General features: G+C 36.8%; 15 protein-coding genes. 14 read left to right on the plus strand and 1 reads right to left on the minus strand.

Annotation, left to right across the window (positions count from 1 at the left end; all coding sequences use genetic code 11):
- Nucleotides 1-84: 84 nt before the first annotated feature.
- From ACFPYN_RS00405 to ACFPYN_RS00425, 5 genes are read left to right on the plus strand one after another with little or no spacing between them, the layout of a single operon-like run.
- On the plus strand, nucleotides 85-1,158 hold the full coding sequence (locus ACFPYN_RS00405; protein WP_377731897.1) for a M24 family metallopeptidase: 1,074 nt from the start codon (nucleotides 85-87) through the stop codon (nucleotides 1,156-1,158).
- Nucleotides 1,159-1,171: 13 nt separating this feature from the next.
- Complete coding sequence (locus ACFPYN_RS00410) at nucleotides 1,172-2,191, plus strand: ABC transporter ATP-binding protein (protein ID WP_377731898.1); 1,020 nt, start codon at nucleotides 1,172-1,174, stop codon at nucleotides 2,189-2,191.
- Nucleotides 2,161-3,156: an ABC transporter ATP-binding protein gene (locus ACFPYN_RS00415; RefSeq protein ID WP_377731899.1), complete on the plus strand. Its 996-nt coding sequence runs from the start codon at nucleotides 2,161-2,163 to the stop codon at nucleotides 3,154-3,156. Before ACFPYN_RS00410 ends, ACFPYN_RS00415 begins: the two co-directional genes overlap by 31 nt.
- Complete coding sequence (locus ACFPYN_RS00420) at nucleotides 3,143-4,285, plus strand: NAD(P)/FAD-dependent oxidoreductase (protein ID WP_377731900.1); 1,143 nt, start codon at nucleotides 3,143-3,145, stop codon at nucleotides 4,283-4,285. Before ACFPYN_RS00415 ends, ACFPYN_RS00420 begins: the two co-directional genes overlap by 14 nt.
- A gap of 18 nt (nucleotides 4,286-4,303) precedes the next feature.
- Nucleotides 4,304-4,780, plus strand: a complete 477-nt coding sequence (locus tag ACFPYN_RS00425) for a DUF3830 family protein (protein WP_377731901.1) — start codon at nucleotides 4,304-4,306, stop codon at nucleotides 4,778-4,780.
- 32 nt (nucleotides 4,781-4,812) lie between these two features.
- Here ACFPYN_RS00425 and ACFPYN_RS00430 read toward each other — a convergent pair whose 3' ends face one another.
- Nucleotides 4,813-5,943, minus strand: coding sequence for an aminotransferase class V-fold PLP-dependent enzyme (locus ACFPYN_RS00430; RefSeq protein WP_377731902.1), 1,131 nt, complete (start codon nucleotides 5,941-5,943; stop codon nucleotides 4,813-4,815).
- Between the two features lie 34 nt (nucleotides 5,944-5,977).
- Here ACFPYN_RS00430 and ACFPYN_RS00435 point away from each other — a divergent pair, with 34 nt between their 5' ends.
- The 9 genes from ACFPYN_RS00435 (at nucleotide 5,978) to ACFPYN_RS00475 (ending at nucleotide 15,713) form a co-directional block, all read left to right on the plus strand.
- A complete protein-coding gene (locus ACFPYN_RS00435) occupies nucleotides 5,978-6,667 on the plus strand; it encodes a Crp/Fnr family transcriptional regulator (RefSeq protein WP_377731903.1) in 690 nt (229 codons plus the stop codon).
- 415 nt (nucleotides 6,668-7,082) lie between these two features.
- Entirely contained in the window at nucleotides 7,083-7,562 is a 480-nt protein-coding gene (locus ACFPYN_RS00440) for a metal-dependent hydrolase (protein WP_377731904.1), read from the plus strand.
- 254 nt (nucleotides 7,563-7,816) lie between these two features.
- Nucleotides 7,817-8,881, plus strand: coding sequence for an S-layer homology domain-containing protein (locus ACFPYN_RS00445; protein ID WP_377732620.1), 1,065 nt, complete (start codon nucleotides 7,817-7,819; stop codon nucleotides 8,879-8,881).
- Nucleotides 8,882-9,270: 389 nt separating this feature from the next.
- Complete coding sequence (locus ACFPYN_RS00450; protein ID WP_377731905.1) at nucleotides 9,271-10,332, plus strand: CAP and S-layer homology domain-containing protein; 1,062 nt, start codon at nucleotides 9,271-9,273, stop codon at nucleotides 10,330-10,332.
- A 147-nt stretch (nucleotides 10,333-10,479) separates the two neighbouring features.
- Nucleotides 10,480-11,319, plus strand: coding sequence for an STAS domain-containing protein (locus tag ACFPYN_RS00455; RefSeq protein ID WP_377731906.1), 840 nt, complete (start codon nucleotides 10,480-10,482; stop codon nucleotides 11,317-11,319).
- A 340-nt stretch (nucleotides 11,320-11,659) separates the two neighbouring features.
- Nucleotides 11,660-12,163, plus strand: coding sequence for a divergent PAP2 family protein (locus ACFPYN_RS00460; protein ID WP_377731907.1), 504 nt, complete (start codon nucleotides 11,660-11,662; stop codon nucleotides 12,161-12,163).
- A 165-nt stretch (nucleotides 12,164-12,328) separates the two neighbouring features.
- Nucleotides 12,329-12,529 carry a hypothetical protein gene (locus ACFPYN_RS00465; protein WP_377731908.1) on the plus strand — a complete coding sequence of 67 codons (201 nt, stop codon included), beginning with the start codon at nucleotides 12,329-12,331 and terminating at the stop codon, nucleotides 12,527-12,529.
- 705 nt (nucleotides 12,530-13,234) lie between these two features.
- Nucleotides 13,235-14,962, plus strand: a complete 1,728-nt coding sequence (locus ACFPYN_RS00470; protein WP_377731909.1) for a LytS/YhcK type 5TM receptor domain-containing protein — start codon at nucleotides 13,235-13,237, stop codon at nucleotides 14,960-14,962.
- Between the two features lie 13 nt (nucleotides 14,963-14,975).
- Complete coding sequence (locus tag ACFPYN_RS00475) at nucleotides 14,976-15,713, plus strand: LytR/AlgR family response regulator transcription factor (RefSeq protein WP_377731910.1); 738 nt, start codon at nucleotides 14,976-14,978, stop codon at nucleotides 15,711-15,713.
- The last annotated feature ends 257 nt before the right edge of the window (nucleotides 15,714-15,970 follow it).

The raw sequence follows: 15,970 nt of genomic DNA on the forward strand, positions 1-15,970 counted from the left end.
TTTAGTAGGAGGGCTTTCGGGCTCTCCTATTCAATTAAAGCTCCAGTTTACTAGGGTATATTGAATGTACTGGGAGGTTTAGCAATGAATAGTGTTAAACAGAAAAAAATTATTCAATTAATGAATGATTTTCAATTAGATGGATTGTTTATCCACACTTATGAAAATCGTAGATATTTTACAGATTTTACTGGAAGTAATGGAATGTACTTTTTTGATGGTTTGACTAACTTTTTATGGACTGATCAACGATATTCGCTGCAAGCTATGGAGCAGTCACCATTTTGTAAGGTGGAAATAGCTAATGGTCCAATGAATCAATTTCTAGCAGATAAAATGTCAGATAAATTTGCGGGACGAATTGGTTTTGAATCAGATGACATGACGGTATCACAGTTTAGCTTTTTTAAGGAAATTATTCCAGATGTTTCATGGATTCCATTAGGAGATGAGTTATTAAAAATCCGAGCTGTAAAATCTGATGATGAACTTAAAATTATTAAAGAATCTATAAATAAAGCTGATGTTGCATTTGCGAAACTATTAAATATGATTAATATTGGAATGTCGGAAATTGACGTTCGTAATGAATTAGAGTATTTAATGGCCAAAGAAGGGCATGAAGGTCCAGCTTTTGGAACGATTGTCGCATTTGGAGAAAGGGCAGCATTTCCACATGCTGTTCCAACAACTAGAAAACTTAATAAGAATGAATACATGTTGATTGACTTTGGAATTAAATATCAAGGTTATATGTCTGATATGACAAGAACTATAGAAATTGGCCAAGTAGATGATTTTTCATCAAATATATTTGAAATAACTTTAAAAGCATTGGAATCATCCATAGAAGAAGTTACTCCCGGAATTGAAAGCCATTTACTTGATGAAGTTGCGAGATCGATATTCAGGGAAGCTGGTATAGAAGAATATAGCCTAAGAGGCTTAGGTCATGGCGTAGGATTACAAATTCATGAGTATCCGAAAGTTATAGAAAACGGAAAAGGAAAGATTGAGAATGGGATGGTCTTTACAGTCGAACCAGGAATTTATATTCCAAATAGAGTAGGAGTCAGAATAGAAGATATTATTTCTGTCACTGAAACAGGTGTTGAGATACTAACAAGTACACCACGCAAAATTCGGTTGGCCCTATGAGGAGGGAATCTTTATGGAAAATATTTTAGAAGTCCGGAACTTAAAAACATATTTTTATACGGATGGGAAAGAGATTCCTGCCGTCGATGGTGTGTCCTTCGAAATTAGACAAGGGGAAACTCTTGGAATTGTGGGTGAATCGGGGAGTGGTAAAAGTATAACTGCACTCTCCTTACTTAAACTTATACCACAACCACCTGGGAAAATAATTGATGGTGAAATTATTTTCAAAGGTGAAAATATATTAGATTACAATGATAAGCAAATGAGAAAATTACGGGGCAATCAAATTTCAATGATCTTTCAAGAACCCATGACATCTTTGAATCCAGTGTTTACAGTAGGCAATCAGATTGTTGAAGTTCTAGTTTTACATCGAAATTTATCGAATAAACAGGCTAGGAAAAAGGCTATTGAAATGCTAGAACTTGTAGGTATTCCATTAGCATCAAAGCGTATAGATGAATACCCTCATCAATTATCCGGTGGTATGAGGCAACGTGTAATGATTGCGATGTCCTTAGCGTGTGATCCGGCATTACTTATTGCTGATGAACCAACAACTGCACTTGATGTGACTACACAAGCTCAAATTCTAGATTTAATGAATAATTTAAAAACTAAATTTAATATGTCTACACTACTTATTACACATGATCTTGGAGTAGTTTCTGAATCAGCAGACAGAGTAGCAGTTATGTATTTAGGTAGAATCGTTGAATATGCTGATGTAGATGCATTTTTTGAAAATCCATTACATCCATATTCGATAGGGTTATTGAATTCGATTCCAAGCATGTTTAAAGATGTTAATCGACTAGACCCTATACCAGGGCAAGTACCCCACCCAACTGAGCTGAAAAAAGGATGCCGTTTCCAAACTAGATGTCCTCATGCAATGAAGATATGTGTCGAAGAGGAACCGGATTTAATACCAGTTGAAAACAAGAGTGTAAGATGCTGGATGTACACAAATAGATACAAAGAACTGGAGGGGGAAGAATGGGACCATTACTCCAAGTTGAAGGTTTAAAAAAGTGGTTTTCCATCAACGACTCAAAACTTTTTAGAGGTGAAAAACACTTTGTAAAAGCAGTAGACTTTATTGATTTTTCAATTGAAAAGGGTGAGACGCTTAGTCTAGTCGGAGAATCTGGTTGTGGAAAATCGACGACCGGTAGAGCTGTTCTTCGTCTGATTGAAGGTACTGAGGGAAAAGTAGTTTTAGATGGAGTAAATCTTTATAGTTTGAAATCTAATGAATTAAAGAAATTACGTAAAGACATGCAAATAGTATTCCAAGATCCATACGCGTCATTAAATCCTAGACTAAAAGTTAGACAGATTATTGAGGAACCAATGACAATTCATACAAATTTGACGAAGAAAGAACGTACGGAGAAAGTGAAACAAATTATGACTGATGTAGGTCTAAATATTATGTATCTTGACCGATATCCTCACCAATTTTCCGGCGGTCAAAGGCAAAGAATCGGGATAGCTAGAGCACTTGCAGTTGAACCGAAACTTATTATCATGGACGAACCGGTGTCAGCTCTAGATGTGTCCGTACAAGCACAAGTCTTAAATCTGATTCAAGACTTACAAGAAAAATATGGATTAACATATTTATTTATTACTCATAACTTAAGTGTTGTTAAACATATCTCTGACAGAGTTGCTGTTATGTACTTAGGGAAAATTGTGGAAATAGGTAACAAAGCATCTTTTTTTGAAACCCCATTACATCCATATTCACAAGCACTAATTAGTGCAATACCAGAGACAAATCGGACTTTAAAACGGGAACGTATTCTACTTAAGGGAGATATCCCAAGTCCAGTTGACCCACCTGAAGGATGTCGTTTTAATACTAGGTGTCCATTTGTTATGGATATATGTAAAATATTAGAGCCACCTTTAACCCTATTAAAAGAAGATCATTATGCAGCTTGTCATTTATATACAGAAGGGATAGGAGACATTGGGAAATTATGATGTAATTATAATAGGGGCGGGTATTATCGGTTGTTCAATTGCCCACTTCTTAACTAAAAATGATTGTAATAATGTTCTTGTCATTGACAAGGGAGGTATTGCCTCTGACGTCACGGGGATATGTCCTGGAGGAATCAGACAGCAATGGGGAACTGAAATAAATTGTGTAATGTCACGGGAGTCCACAAAGTTTTTCCGTGCGATAAATGATCATTTAAATCCTGAATATGAAATAAAATTTAGAGAAGTTGGCTATTTATATACATTCCATTCTGAAAAAGCATTAGAAAATTATAAGGAAAGTGTAAAATTACAAAACAGTTTAGGTATTCCGACTAAAATATTAACTCCTGATGAGGTTAGTAATATAGTTCCTGGTATCAATAAGGAAAGCTTCATTGCCGCATCTTTTTGTGAGTCGGATGGCTTTGCTGATGACGCTTATCACGTGGCCAATAGTTTTGCATTAAGCGCAAAACGAAAAGGTGTTACTTTTATTAGTGACGAAGTGGAGAATTTCGAAATGGTTGATGGGAAAATTGTAGGGGTGAAGTGTAAAAATCGAGGATTAATTAAGTCGAAAAAAGTAGTAAATGCAGCTGGTCTTGGTTCTAAAAAATTAGCCGAAACAGCAGGTGTGGACTTACCCATTGAGTTTGAGACAAGACGTATTCTTTATACAAATCGAATCGAAGAACGATTGCTTGAACCACTATTAGTTAGTTTTGAAAAAGGTTTTGCCGCGAAGCAACTAACAGATGGCACTTTGTATTGTAGCTATATTGGTAATGACCTTGAATCTAACTACTCAATGTTCGATTTTCAATTAAAAGCTGCAGAAGTAGGTATGGAACTTTTTCCACCACTAGAACAAGTCGAATTCAGAACCCATATTGACGGAACTTATGACAGTACGCCAGATCATCAGGCAATTCTAGGAGGAGTGGATGGTATAGAAGGGTACTATCAAGCTGTTGGTATGAGTGGACACGGATTTATGATGTCTCCAGCAATTGGAGAGGCTGTTGCAGCCATAGTAGTTGGGGTTGAGCCAGCAATAAATATTTCATCATTAAATTTCCGCCGCTTCCAAAATAATAAATTAATTAAAGAACCTAGCATCGTATAAAATCAAGGAGGCTATTAAATGACAATAATTGAAATTGAATTCCCAAATCATAATGTTGTAGTTAAGGCTGAATTATTAGAACAACAGGCACCTGGCACAACTGAAGGAATAAAAAAAATATTATCGAAAGACAGACATGAAACCACTGGAAAACATGCCATTTATACAGGGAAAGAAATAAGTGTTCAACTTCCAGAAGAGTTTTGTGAAGAAAGTGGCTTGGGCGGAGATATTAAAGAAAATCTAACATGCTTTCCCCAACCGGGAGATATATTATTTACATACTTACCCGCATTTGCTTGGGGAGGAGTACCTTCTCAAATATTTGATATAGGTATCTTTTATGGCAAGGATGCAAGGACATTTTTCCCTATGGGATGGCTACCAGGAAATCTATTTGCCAGAGTAATTCCTGAAGATCTTGAAAAGCTAGCTAGAATGGGTCAGGAAATACTTCTAACTGGTCAACAAAAACTAATTTTTCAGATTAAATAAAAGCACTGGGAGTAAATTCCCAGTGCTTTTATTTAGGTCAATGTTTTTGGTAATAAAAATTTAATAGTATCGAGAGCCCTAATGATATCGTCTTCGTTGTTGTAAATATGAGGTGCTAGTCGAATGACATCTTTCCTAGCTGATAATATGAATCCTTTATCTCGTAATAATTGTTCCATTAAGCTGGAGTTTCCACAGTAAATAGCAGTTGATGGGCCTTTGTTTTCTATTGAAATTGGGCTATGCAATTGTAATCCTCGGTTCAATGCTTCTTGGACTGTAAAATTCGATAAAGTAATGAGTCTTTCCTCGATGGTATCCATCCCGATAGATAAAATGTAGTCAAGAGCGGCATTAGCAACATACCCGTTAATTACAGGGGGAGTACCTGTGTTAAACCTTTGTGCACTCTCGCCATATTCAAGGCGACTGAATTGAAAACTAAAGATATCTTTTTGTCCAAACCAACCAATGGTCGATGGTTCAAGCGATTCTGCCAATTCTTTTTTTACATACATGAAAGCAATTCCAGGAATACCGAGTAAATATTTTTGCATTCCAGCAACAAGAATGTCAATATTATCTCTTTTTACATCAATCGAAACACTACCTGCAGATTGATATGCGTCAACGAAAAGCAGAGATCCCTTTGCATGAACAATTTTTGAAATCGCTTTCAGATCTTGTTTGAATCCATTATAAAATGAAACATGTGGTATACAAGTAATTGCGGTGTCTTCGGTTACATATGTTTTATAATGATCGATTGGTATAATATTATCTTCACTGGGTATGAACTTGACATTAAAATTTTGTCTTTTCTGCTGTGCTAATATGGATTGACCTATACAAGGAAAATCCATTTCTGTGGTAACCACCTCTTTACCAGAAAGGGGTAATGCGTGTAAGATAGATGATATACAATCTGAGACAGATCCAAGAATTGCCACCTCTGAAGGATTGCAGTTAATTAAGGCAGCAAACTTTGCTTTTGCTAAATTTGTAATCTCCATCCAACGCTCCCAGTCCATGCCTGATTCTACCAAACTCTTTTGATAATCTTCTAAAGATGAAAGGACTTGTTTAGACATAGCACTTTGAGAACAACTTGAAAGCATCGTTTTGTGTTCTAAAATAGGGAAATCGTTACGATAATTTTTCATTAAAAACTTCCTTTCGAAATGAGGTATTAGTGATATGGACGAACATTTAAAAGAACTTGAAATTTTAAATCCTTGGTTCGATAATCTTCCGTATCAGTGGGAAAATCTTAACAGCTACGGTTCTGTTATTACCTATAAAAAAAACCAAACAATCTTCCATCAAAATGATCATGGCGAGTATATTTACATGGTTGAAAAAGGGCGAGTGAGACTTTTTCTTGTTTCTCCTAACGGTGAAGAAAAAGCACTAACGATCATCGGAAAGAACGGAATACTCGGCGAATGCTCACTAAGCCAAGATTCTAAGTACTCAACAAGTGCTATCTGTGCTTCTGATGTTGTTATGAGAAGAATCACAAGAAAAGATTTCATCTCATTTATTTCAAAAGAACCGGAATTCATACTCCAAACTCTAGATTTAATTACAAGGAAATACCGGTTACTGTGCATGCAATCACTCCAACTGAGCTATATGAAATCCCTCCCTAGAATATGTGACCTTCTAATTCAACTCTCTCTTAAATATTCAGAAAATTTAGATAATAATAGAGTTCGATTAACAATTCAATTTACCCAACAAGAGATGGCAAATCTACTTGGTACGACACGTATAACAGTGGCTAAGAATATGAAATGGCTAGAGAATAATGATTATATTATAAAAGAAGGTAAGTATTACATTATAAATGATATTAGAGAATTAAATGAATTAACAAATGATTAGCAGGTACTAATATGATTGTATTAAACTTTTGGGAATGTTGATGTAAAATAGTTTACATCCTACTTTATTATTTTGAGTAGTTTACTTTGCAAGTTAATAAATAGGAGAAAGTGAGCGACTGAATTTGTATCTTCAGCCGCTTCTATTTATGGCCGATTAGTTTTAATGGGGTATGTGTTTAATTCTAAAGTTGAATAAAGGAATATTAAGGAAGATATCACACTTAGAAAGCTTAGCAAAGCGGTAATGATGGTTCCAAACGTGATATTAAAAGCAAGTAGATCGGCTGAATCACTTCAACTAACTCTTGATCCCTCCAATCAAAAAGCACTATTCTGTCGTTAGCCGAAATGGTGTAGAGTATTAGAGGGCATATTGTGTCTGGATAAACAATGAAAAGGGAGTTTGGAATGGCATGACAGGGAAAACACACATCATAGGCGGTTTGGCAGCAAGTCTTGCGTTTGCACAGGTTACAAGTTATGATCCAGTACTTTTAGTGGGGGCTGGCGTTATTGGCGCGGTGCTTCCGGATATTTGCCATGGTGGCAGTAAAATTGGACGGGCATTTCCAGTGGTGTCGAAAGTGATTAATAAGATTTTCGGACACCGTTCATTTACACATAGTTTGTTGTTTTTAGTGTTAATTGCAGTTTTTATGGATTCATTTGTAACAAATGAAGCGGTAATAGCAGGAATCTTAGTGGGAATGGGTAGCCATTTGGTTTTAGATATGGCAACTAAAAATGGCATTAAATTATTGTTTCCATTGACGATTAGAGTACGTTTTCCTATTACGACAAGAACTGGTGGAACTGTGGAGCATGTAGTGTTGACCGCATTATCACTTCTTTCCGTGTATTTTGGGTACGAAGCATTTGGGTACTACTTATAGATGATAAAACATAAGGTTATTAAGAGTTGCTGAAATTTCATGTTCAGCTTCTTTTTTTGTGGGTAAAATGTCCAGTTTATAATTTCTGGGTAATAGGTATAAAGGTTCTAATAATCTGGCAATTGATACATTATGGCTCTATTGCTTTATAGTTAATATGGAAGCATTAGGCGAATTTGGAATTTAATTAACAGGAACGATAAGTAATCCCCATTCGGTTTGCTTTCAAAAAATTAATGGAGGTTTTGTAGTTGATGAAATGGAAAAGAATGATAGCTTTGTCTGCCTTGTCTTTGTCATTAGTTTTACCTTTGTCTGCGGAAGCAGCTGGTAGCTTTTCTGACGTGGGACCGCGTTTTGAGGAAGAAATTGAGTATTTAACCTCTCGGAATATTACGAAGGGTTACAGTAATGGGACTTTCGGAGTTAATAAGCCTGTCACAAGAGGAGAAGCTGTAACGATGATTGTCAGAGAACTTGGTATTCCTATTGACGGTGCACCAAATCCTGGATTTACAGATTTTAAAAGTGGTGACGGATTTTATACACAAGTAGCTCATGCCGTTAAGCATGGCATTATTCAAGGAAAGGTTGCTGAGGATGGATCTCGCTATTTTGATCCAAAAGGGTCGTTGTCTCGTTCTGAAATGGCTATCATTTTAGCAGGTGCATATGACATTCCGCTTGATCGTTTTGATGTTGGCTTTAAGGATGTATCATCCACAATGTCATCAAAACCAGCAATTAATGCAGTGGCAAATGGTGGAGTGACATTTGGCTATGAAGATGGAACGTTTAGACCGTATGCCTCAATTACTCGTCAAGAATTCGCAGCCATGTTGTCTAGAACTTTGAGCAATGACTTCAATCCAATGGGAATGGAATTTGTTCATTATGATGAGGATACTCTTCAAAGAGTGGACGTTAATTGGCTGACTGCACAGGAATTGGATGGAATGGAAAAAGAACTTTTCGATATCATCAATGGTGTGCGAAAAAATAAAGGGTTTCAGCCACTTAAGTTAAACGAACGTTTTCAAGAAATGGCTGGACTAAAAGCGAGAGCCTCAGCCCGATATCCATTTGAAGAGTATGTTATGCAAACGGATTTCTATGAAGTCATGTATGGTGAAAAGTTGACTGTGGAGTATAAACAAAGATATTCAAGTGGATCAGTAGAGTCTGCGTTTAGGGATGTCTCCACAAAATCTATGAATGTACCCTATGCCTTTGAAGCTGCTCAGAAAGAACTTGGCATTGGAGTGGCACAACAAATGGATGGAACATTTATTTGGGTACTGAACTTCGTTTATGAATAAGTTTGATTATCAAAAGGACTTCCAAAAAGGGAGTTCTTTTGTTTTGAAAATAGTTTGCACTTCTTTTCATGTAATTTGGGTATGAGGCATTTGGTTTCTGCTTATAAGTTGCTAAATATAATATTTCATTAGATGTGATTAAACATAAGGGTAATAAGAGTTGCTGAACTTGCATATTCAGCTTCTTTTTTTTGCGGGTAAAATCACCATTCCGAAAATTAAAAAATAGGTATATAATTTTAAATATTCTGAAAATTGATACTAAAAGTGTTTATTGATCTATAGTTAATATGGAAGCATTAGGTGTAATTGGATTTTAATTTACAGGAACTGCTAGTAATCCCCATTTGTATGACTTCAAAAACAATTATAATGGAGGTTTGTATTAGATGAAATGGAATAGAAAGATTGCTTTGGCTGCTTTTTCTTTGTTGTTGGTTTTCCCGTTGTCTACAGAAGCAGCTGGTAGCTTTTCTGATGTGGGACCGCGTTATTCGGAGATTGAGTATTTAGTATCTCGGAATATAACGAAGGGTTATAGCAATGGAACTTTCGGGGTTAATGATCCTGTCACAAGAGGAGCAGCCGTTACGATGATTGTCAGAGAACTAGGTATTCGTATGGATGGTGCTCCGGATCCTGGATTTACAGATTTTAAACGTGGTGACGGATTTTATACAGAAGTAGCGCATGCAGTTAAACATGGCATTATCCAAGGCAAGGTTGCTGCGGATGGAACTCGCTATTTTGATCCAAAAGGGTCGTTGTCTCGTTCTGAAATGGCTATCATTTTAGTTGGTGCATACGACATACCGCTTGATCGCTTTAATGTTGGATTTAAAGATGTATCTACCAACATGTCATCAAAACCTGCCATTAATGCGATTGTACAAGGTGGAATCGCATATGGCTATGGAGATGGCACGTTTAAACCATATGCATCTATTATTCGACAAGAATTTGCCGCTATGTTGGCTCAAACTTTGAGTAATGAGTTCAATCAAAGAGGGATGGAATTTGTTCATTATGATGAAGATACCCTTCTAAGAGTGGACGTTAATTGGCTTACTGCTCAGGAATTGGACGGAATGGAAGAAGAACTATTCGGTAAAATCAATAGTGTCCGTACAGAAAAAGGTTTACAGCCACTTAAGTTAAGCGAACGATTTCAAGAAATGGCTGGACTAAAAGCGAGAGCTTCAGCACGATACCCTCATGAAGATTATGTTATGCAAACGAATTTCTATGAAGTCATGTATGGTGAGAAGTTGAATGTGGAGTATAGAGAAAGATATGCGGGTGGATCAGTAGAGTCTGTCATGAAGTCTGTTTCCACAAAATTCATGAATATACCTAATGCTTTTGAAGCTACTCAGAAGGAACTTGGCATTGGAGTGGCACAACAAATGGATGGTACATTTATTTGGGTACTGAACTTCGTGTACGAATAAGTTTAATCGTCGAAAGGACTTCCAAAAGGGAGTCTTTTTGTTTTGAAAAAAGCTTTTAAATTTCACATATGAATATACGGAATTGTAAAATTATATGTTATAATTTCAGTAAAATAGCAATGAAATTAAGAGAGAACTGGTGACTGAATGAAAGAGAATACGCGGGCTTTATATGATTTTTTAATAACGAATTCAAGTGTCATTACTGATAGCTGGATGGACTTAAGATTTAAGAAAGCAGGATCTCATTATTCATTGGATGCATCACCTGATATTGCTGAAAGAATTAAAAAACAAAATATGACGTATGTAAGGGTGATTGCGGATTCACTTTTGCAATCTGAAGAAGAAATGCGGAAGAGTGTGATCGAATGGACGAATCAGACTGCTCCGGACCGCGCTAATTCCGACACATCCTTAAGTGACGTTGCAGGGCAACTTAGAAATTTCCGGCGAGTGTACTGGGAGTATATCCAATTGTTTACGGAAACTTCTCCTATTGATGTGAACTTAAAACAATGGTTTCAATGGGAAAAGAACATTAACATGACGTTTGATTTTATTTTCGAGAGTTTTTCAATCGTTTATATGAATGTTGTAAAGAATCGTTTAGTTTCTCAACAAGCAGTCATCAGGGAGTTGAGTGCACCGATTATTCCACTTTCAGATCACATTGGGGTACTTCCATTGATTGGAGATATCGATACGCTTCGAGCAAACTGTATTTTGGAAAGTACATTAAAGCAAAGTGTTGAGTTAGGGCTTCAATCGTTAATCATTGATTTATCAGGTGTACCGGTAATTGATAAGAAGGTGGCAAATCAAATTTTTAACGTCATTGCTTCTTTACGTTTAATAGGAATTGCCGCGACGCTTACTGGCATTCGTCCAGAATTAGCACAAACTGCTGTTCAACTTGGAATTGATTTTAAAGAAACTCCAACGTTTGGCTCGTTAAAACAGGCGATTAAAACTCAGTTAAAATGACACTAAAGAGTATGGATTTTTAACTCTTTGCAATTGATGGATGGTTCAACATATTAAGTGCTGCGATATAATAAATAGAAACTTGGAAGCGACTGAAATTGTAACTTCAGTTGCTTCTTTTTTAATTTGAAGATTATATTCTTTATTCCCTTTTAGCAGGTTGAGGGAAACGAGGGAGTATAAAAGGAGAAGATGTGTCTGACACTAGATAAATCTAGTGTGCAATTTTGATTATTTTTAGTTAAATCCCGCATAAAAGGATATAAGTTAGGGTATTGAAAAGGTAGTAGTATGGTTGGCATAGGATGTTGATCGATTAGTTGAGTGGAGGGCGAAGTAGATGAAGACGATGAATCGTGGTATGGTAACAGCATTTTCGGCCATTGGCATTGCGCAAGGCTTGAAAATATTGACTCATAAAAAGTTAACAGGCAAATGGGATTGGAAGCAGGCGTTCACAACGGGTGGGATGCCAAGCTCCCATTCGGCTGGTGTAACGGCACTGGCAACATACGTAGCAGCAAATAAAGGAACACGTCATACAGAAACAGCATTAGCAGCTGTTTTTGGTGTAATTGTCATGTATGATGCACAAGGAATACGACGCCATACAGGCGAGATTGCACAGCTTGTTAATAATTTAGAAGAAAGTATTGTAGCAATGTCCGGAGATTTCCCAAGCTGGGAATATGTACAGAATGAGAAAGAATTAAAAGAACTTCTTGGCCACCAACCGATTGAAGTACTAGGGGGAGCAATTTTAGGCGCAGCATTAGGGCTTATCTCCGCTAAGATTGAAAATGATGAGCGACGTGAAGTGAGAACATCTCGGTATATGGATTAAGAAGATAAAACCCCATTTTTAACAATAGATTAGATTTTGTGTAATCCAGTAGCTGTTCATGCTACTGGATTTTTGTTTGTTTGTTATTTGGTTACTCGATTATATTATTGTGATAAATTGGTATAATATAGAAAGTCATATAAATGTATCTAGGGGGGGTTTTGGTTGAATGAGCAAAAAATAGGGTTGACGATAACGGGTGCAATAGTCTTGTTAAGTTTAGCGATATTATTTGGGAGCTTCCAAATTTCAAGTGCCATTCGAGATGCTTCGAATGGTAATCAGTATAGTAGTATTTATAATCAACTTAGCAGCATTAATAAAAATTTAGAAACATTAATTGAAACACTGAAAGAAAACAAGTAAGGTAATAATTGGTTTCCGCTGTTGTATGCAATGATGTGGGATCTAAAGGGATTCATGAAAGTGGTCGATGGTATTATTTTTGAAAGTTCATATTTGCATTTACAGTTACTTGAACACGTTTTCAACATTTTTTATTGAAATTATTCTAAGTGTATATCAGAGCAGTCGCCCTAATAATCTATTTGATTATTGGGGTATTTGTTTTGTCGACAAACAACAATTGCCATAGCTTCTCACATAGGACAATGGTAAAATCAGAAAAACACTTCGTCCGATAAATAAACAATTGAAATAATAGTTTTTCCTTATAAATGAGTCAATTTAATAAATGCCTTTAGATGAATGATGCACGAATATTTGATGTGTATTCCTTTGGGTGTGTTAAGAATTCCGCTAATTTGATTGGAGTGAAGGGCGGCGACTCCGGCGGGAAAGTGTGTCCAAGTGTGACCCCACAGAGAGCGAACGAATTGTGAACAATTCGTTTGCGACGAGTAACCGCAGGAGCATAGGTTTTTCAGTGAACCAGGAGGCACACGGACCACCCGCGGAAAGCGTCCGCCCGTAACGGAAATCGACAGAATCTCTGTTTTTAGAATATTCTTATTTACATCCGGTTTTATGAATCTTGAAATTGACTCAAGTAATGAGCTATTTAAAACATGTAGTTGCTTAACTCATTTCCTAGAAAGGTGGAAGACAGATATGAATGAGCTATTCTTAACGATGTTTGAACGTCTGGGGATCATTGTGATGATTGCCTTTGTGTTGACTCGTTTTCGGTTTTTCCGCCAGATGATTTATCAGGATAAATTAGGGAGTAAGCAACAATTTGCAGCCATCTTGTTTTTTGGGTTTTTTGGTATTATCGGAACGTATACAGGTGTGTCCTTCGATATGAATACGTTGGAATTTAACAAATGGGCTGCAGCGACAGGGTTGTCTTCTGATGAAGCGATTGCCAATACGCGTGTTATTGGCGTGGTGATTGCCGGATTACTTGGTGGCTATAAAGTGGGAATTGGAGCGGGGCTCATTGCCGGGATTCATCGATTTACGCTTGGAGGATACACGGCACTTGCTTGTGGTCTTGCCGCAATTATTGCAGGGGTATTAGCGGGTGCATTTCATAAAAAGAATATAAAAAACAAAGTAAGTTATGCATTTTTTGTTGGTGCTTTAGCTGAGACGATTCAGATGATCATCATTTTATTATTGGCTAAACCATTCGATCAAGCGCTGACACTGGTAGAGGTTATTGGAATTCCTATGATTTTGGCTAATGGGGTCGGATCTGCGTTGTTCTTGTTGATTACGAAAAGTGTATTTAATGAAGAAGAAAAAGCGGGTGCATTTCAAGCTCAGAAAACGTTGAGAATTGCGGGTCAGACTCTTGTTCATTTGAGAAAGGGTATGGACGTTGTATCAGCTGAAATTGTATGCCGTATTTTACATAAAGAAATTGAATCAAGCGCAGTGGCTATGACCAATCGCACAGACATATTGGCTCATATAGGAATTGGGAACGATCATCATCAGGCAAATTTACCGATACAAACCGATTTAACCAGAAAAGTCATAGAACAAGGGGAACTCATTATTTCCCTTGATCGATCCATTCATTGTGTCCATAAAAATTGTCCCCTTGGCGTCGCTGTTATTGCACCATTAAAACAGCGTGGTAAAACGATTGGCACATTGAAGTTTTATTTTCCTTCAGAGAAGAAGATTACGAACGTCACATTAGAACTCATTTCAGGGCTTAGTATGTTGTTAAGTACACAATTAGAAATTGCAGAGGCAGATAAGGCATATCAACTCGCTAAAGAAGCGGAAATTAAAGCATTACAAGCCCAAATTAGTCCCCACTTTTTGTTCAATACACTAAATACAATTGTCTCTCTCGTCAGAATTGAACCGGTAAAAGCACGGAAGCTACTCATCTCGCTGTCTCACTTTTTACGTCAAAATCTCAATGTTACAACGGAGACCATGACTACTCTTGAACAAGAGTTAAAACATGTAAAAGCTTATTTAGAGATTGAAGAAGCACGATTTTTTAATAAATTAATTGTGGAATACACGATTGATGAAAAAGTGCTGTTAGAAAATATTCCACCTCTCACTTTGCAACCAATTGTTGAAAATGCAGTTAAACATGGCATTAAAGATAAGAGCGAGAACTGTTTAATTAAAATTAGCATACAAAAACACGAATCGTTGACGATTGTCAGTGTAGAAGATAATGGACAAGGCATGAGTTCAGAACGAATATCGCAGCTATGTAAGGAGCGTGCAGTTTCCGAGAGTGGCACGGGAATTGGACTTTATAATGTAAATAGACGATTAACGATGATGTTTGGTGTGACAAGTGCTCTTCAGTTTGAAAGCAAGCAAAATGAAGGTACGAGAGTATCTTTTATTATGGGGTAAAGGGGGGGAAATCATGGATAACCTGATTCGTGTTTTGGTAGTAGATGATGAACACTATAGCCGGGATGAGCTCAAGCATTTATTAGGAGAATTTGCATTCGTTCAAATTGTAGGAGAAGCTGATTCCGGTGAAGATGCCATCGTCAAGGCGTTATACCATCAACCCGATGTGATTTTCCTCGATGTGGAAATGCCAAAGATGAATGGTATGGAGGTAGCGAAGGCCTTAATGGAGTTGAAGAAAAGGCCGCTAATTGTCTTTGCAACAGCTTATCCACAGTTTGCTGTCGAAGCATTTCGATATGAAGCAACTGATTATTTGTTAAAACCGTATGATGAAGATCAATTGAAACAGACCATTCAGCGAATCGTGAAATTACTTGATAATCCTGTCGATAGTAGTCATGAATTCGCTAAACCGCTTGGCAAGCTAGCGGTTGAAGTAGATGGAGAAATCTTTTATTTAGAGCCGAAAGATATTATTTATATTTATCGAGATGAAAAAGTATCAAAAATCATTACCACTTCACAAAGTTATGAGGTGCGAACATCTTTAAAGGAGTTAGAAAGTCGTTTGATCCCATTCTCCTTTTTTCGAATCCACAAAAGTTTTCTCGTAAACTTAACCTACATCGCCCGTTTAACACCTTGGTTTAACGGAGCATATGAAGTAGAAATAGTAGGACGTAATGAAATGCTATCCGTTAGCCGAAATTATGTAAAAGCACTTAGAAGTCGACTTGAAATCTAGGGGTTTTTCTTAATAAAATACGGAAATATAGAGAACTGCACATAGACGACAAGACCGCCGATAGACGACAAAAAAACGCCGATAGTCGACACGAAACCGCTGATAGACAACAACAAACCGCTCATAGAAAAAAATCTCTACATCCAGAGACTTCAACTTCGGTTGGAGTCTCATTTTAGTTGAAAAATTTAATATTCTGATATTATTTACACATTTCACTCCTTTATATGGACCTCTTACTCTGCCAAACTGACATC

The organism is Paenisporosarcina macmurdoensis, from assembly GCF_042658845.1.
GTDB classification, from domain to species: domain Bacteria; phylum Bacillota; class Bacilli; order Bacillales_A; family Planococcaceae; genus Paenisporosarcina; species Paenisporosarcina macmurdoensis.